Origin of the sequence: Microcoleus sp. OTE_8_concoct_300 (assembly GCF_031383065.1) — a bacterium.
Taxonomy (GTDB): domain Bacteria; phylum Cyanobacteriota; class Cyanobacteriia; order Cyanobacteriales; family Microcoleaceae; genus Microcoleus.
Genome location: NZ_JANMZH010000749.1, coordinates 1 through 3,597, shown reverse-complemented (window position 1 = coordinate 3,597; position 3,597 = coordinate 1). Strand labels below are relative to the sequence as shown.

Below are 3,597 nucleotides of genomic sequence, written 5' to 3'. Positions count from 1 at the left end.
CGTTCTTCAAAATAAGCTAATTCTAATTCCTGCAAATGGCTGTAAGCTTCCAGACGCAAATCGTGTTCAATATCCTGAGCCAAATTGCGCCACAAATAATCATAGGCATATTCAAAAATAGATTCCAACGCCCAAACAATTGCGCTCAAAAGAGTGATAATTGCCAGTTGCCAAAAGACATCTTTTATGCCCCACTGAGCGAGGATAGAATCTTGCTGTTTCACCACCACATCAACAGCAATACCGATTAATGCTGGCGGCGCTAAATCAAAGAATTTATTCAGCAGCGAACAGAGACTTGCCAGCCAAGTTTTCAGGCGGTAGCGGCGCCCGTACTTCAGCAGCCGCTTTAGGGGATGGACAGGTTTTGATGGATTTGGTGATACTTGAGAATCATTCATAGGGCATGGGGTATCGGAAATAGGGCCGAGAATTAAAAATTAGTAGGGTGCTCCGCGCGCACCTTACCATTGTTTAATTTTTAATTCTCAAATGCCCCGTTCCTAGGCTTTAAACGTTAACACTGGCTTCATTTTAGCGACTACACCAACTATTTGCGCCTCAACCTGAACGTCAATTACTGGTTGAATTGGCTTGTAAGCCGCCGGTGCTTCTTCAATTCTGCGTTCTTCGCGCCCGGTAATGCAATCTACGCCGATTAATCCCAAAGCGGAGTCAGTTTTGTCAGCACCTGCGCGACTCATATCGAAGCGCGATCGCGCCCTACCTGCACCGTGAGAGGTCGATCGCAAAAATCGATCGTTCCCCGAACCAACCAGCAAATAAGACGGCGCGCCCATCGAACCCGGTACAATTACAGGCTGACCGGAATGTGCGGGACAAGCGCCTTTGCGCGTTACCCAGCCGGCACCTTCCGCTAAAGTAATATTGTGAGGCAAATCGTATAGTGAATTACCCGACGTTCATCTGAGTACAGATAGAACGCGGGCTTCCCAATTCAACCGCAACAGCCTCTACAGTAGTAGACTTGCGTCCATACCGTTTTGGTCTTACATTGCGTCCAAGGGCAGTAGCGCTGATTCCCAACGCCAAAATCCGTAAGCCTTCATTTCTGATATTGATCGCCGCATTCACATCTCGGTCATGTCGCTGATTGCAACGAGGGCAATCAAACGAGCGGACACAGAGATCCATCTTTGGGATTTGTAGCAGCGTATTTGAGCAAAGGTGAGAAGAGGGAAAAAACCTGCCTATTTCTAGATAAGTCTTGCCGTCAAACTCTGCTTTGTATTTGAGCATGGTGCAAAACATTCCCCAACCTGCATCACTAATTGCCTTGGCAAGGTTATGATTTTTGACCATGTTTTTCAGTGCTAGATTTTCCACCACGATAACTTGGTTTTCGTTAACTGTCTTACGGGACAGCTTGTGGAGGAAATCCGAGCGCACTCTCGAAATTTTAGAATGCACTTTTGCCACAGCAATACGAGCTTTACGCCGCTTGTTCGTGGTCTTATCCTTTTTGCGAGATAGCTTTCGCTGTTTGCGTTTTAAGTTAAGCTCATGCTTCTTAAGATGCCGTGGGTTTTGGTATTTTGAGCCATCCGAAGTGACGGCAAAATCAATCAGCCCCAAGTCAAGCCCAATCGTCTTGCCTTTACTACTGGGTTCTGGCGAGTCAAGACCATCCTCGACCAATAGCGAAGCATAATAGCGACCATCAGGCATCCTCGACACCGTAACAGTCCTCAACTTTCCTTCTATGTCTCGATGAACTTTACCTTTTACCGTTCCTAAGTAACCTGGGAATTTAATTTCGCCTTGGCTCAATAGTTTGACATTTGCGGGATATTGAAGGGATTGCCGACCATGGCGATTTTTGAAAGATGGATAACCAGTACGTCCGTCAAAAAAGTTAATGAACGCTTGAGATAGATTTAGCACAGATTGCTGAAGACATTGTGAATAGCAAGTTTTTAGCCATTCGTGTTCAGCTTTCCAGAACGGGATCTGCTTTTTCATATCAAGAGCAGACAAACCTTTACCCGTCTCTTTGTAAGCTATTGACATAGCCGCAAGTGACTGATTCCAGACCCAACGGGCACACCCAAAAGCTTGAGCCAAATGAGCTTGCTGTGCATCCGTGGGGTAAAGTCTGACCTTGACTGCTTTTAACATTCCATTATGTTAACACGGTTTACAGAACATGATAAATAATAGGGTGGTGGCATAGATTATTTGCAAAGTCGGCGGGGCATCGAACCCCTTGACTCGCACAGCGAACATCCCGTCACTCAAGGTCGTACCATGTTTGGCGCGGGGCTTCCCGCGGCGACTAAGCTAAGGGAGCTTCCACATCGCCGAAAACTTGTCGCAAACGCCAGCGCAGAACTTCTGCTAGCAGCAAACGGTTGATAAAACCGTAGTTAGCGGCGGTTGCTTCCGCTTGCAGGTAGCTGCTCAAAAGTTCGGGATTTTCTGCCACAGACAGCGGGAAAAGCCGGGATTCAGGATGTTTCAGAGTTTTCGGCCAGGCGTCGCAAGCTCGATCGCGCCACATTCCGCCGATATACTTGCCGACATTCCGCGACCCCGAATGAATCATGAAAGCGATTTGTCCCGATCGAACTCCCCAAGTATAAGTTGAAAGGCAACTTTTCTAATGGCTCAACTCCCAACATATCATTTTTGATATGTCAACGCTTTACTTGAATTTTTAATAAAATCTATATATAATTTACCAAGCGGTGTCAGAAACCCGGTTTCTGCCTAGCAAAATCGCATCCAAACCAAAGATTTTGCGAAGAAACCGGGTTTCTTGGGCCAGCGCGTCCGATCGCATTCCAGTCTTAATTGCTAGGGAGTAGGGGCAATCGCCCGTGGTTGCCCATCCCCACTTAAAGATAATATCTAACCGTTGTTACAACCCGACTTTTTTTAGCCCGCAAAGCCGCTTTCAAAAAGAAAGCAGTTTGATTGTGCAGCAGTCCCTCCCACCAATTTCGCGTCACAAAAGCCGGAATGATCAGTGTTAAATATACTCCCGGTCGCTGCTCTTCAAACAAAGTCAAAAAGTGCGTCAAAGCCTCACCAACTGAACGGTAAGGCGAGTCCAGAATTTCCAAAGGAATATCAGACTGTAAATCTTTCCAAGCTAATTGTAATTTTTCTCGATCGGTCAAACCAATATCCACGTGAACTGCCACAACTTCATCAGCAATTAAACGAGCGTAATCGAGGGCCTCGAAAGTTCCCCGGTGCAACTGCCCGACTAACACCACTGCCGGATGTGTTACCGTCTTAACTTTAGGTCTACGAAGATAAGACCTCGGTTCTATTCCCTGAATGCTCAAGCGAGCCGCTACATACCGATAGTGTCGGTGAATAGCTAAAAATAGACTGACTACGATCGGAATAGTTACTACGACAACCCAAGCTCCCAAAAGGAATTTTGTAGCGAGAATTACAGCCAAAACTCCCGTTGTTGCCACTGCGCCAATACCGTTCATCACAGCACTAACTTGCCAACCTTTACCTCGTTCCTTAAACCAGTGAATTACCATTCCCGATTGGGACAGAGTAAAAGAAGTGAAAACTCCAACCGCATACAGGGGAAGCACCGCACTTGTATTGCCT

3 protein-coding genes and 2 pseudogenes are annotated in these 3,597 nt (G+C 46.6%); all 5 read right to left on the bottom strand.

Annotated features, from left to right (window positions below; genetic code table 11):
* Window positions 1-401 (bottom strand): ABC transporter transmembrane domain-containing protein (locus ACUVJL_RS33425; RefSeq protein WP_445249761.1); only part of this gene is annotated, 401 nt, incomplete at its 3' end.
* Between the two features lie 102 nt (window positions 402-503).
* Window positions 504-899: an RtcB family protein gene (locus ACUVJL_RS33420; protein ID WP_445249760.1), complete on the bottom strand. Its 396-nt coding sequence runs from the start codon at window positions 897-899 to the stop codon at window positions 504-506.
* 13 nt (window positions 900-912) lie between these two features.
* A complete protein-coding gene (locus tag ACUVJL_RS33415; RefSeq protein WP_445249759.1) occupies window positions 913-2,139 on the bottom strand; it encodes an RNA-guided endonuclease InsQ/TnpB family protein in 1,227 nt (408 codons plus the stop codon).
* A gap of 157 nt (window positions 2,140-2,296) precedes the next feature.
* Window positions 2,297-2,590: pseudogene (locus tag ACUVJL_RS33410) on the bottom strand (RtcB family protein); the annotation flags it as partial.
* Window positions 2,591-2,858: 268 nt separating this feature from the next.
* Window positions 2,859-3,597: pseudogene (locus ACUVJL_RS33405) on the bottom strand (amino acid permease); the annotation flags it as partial.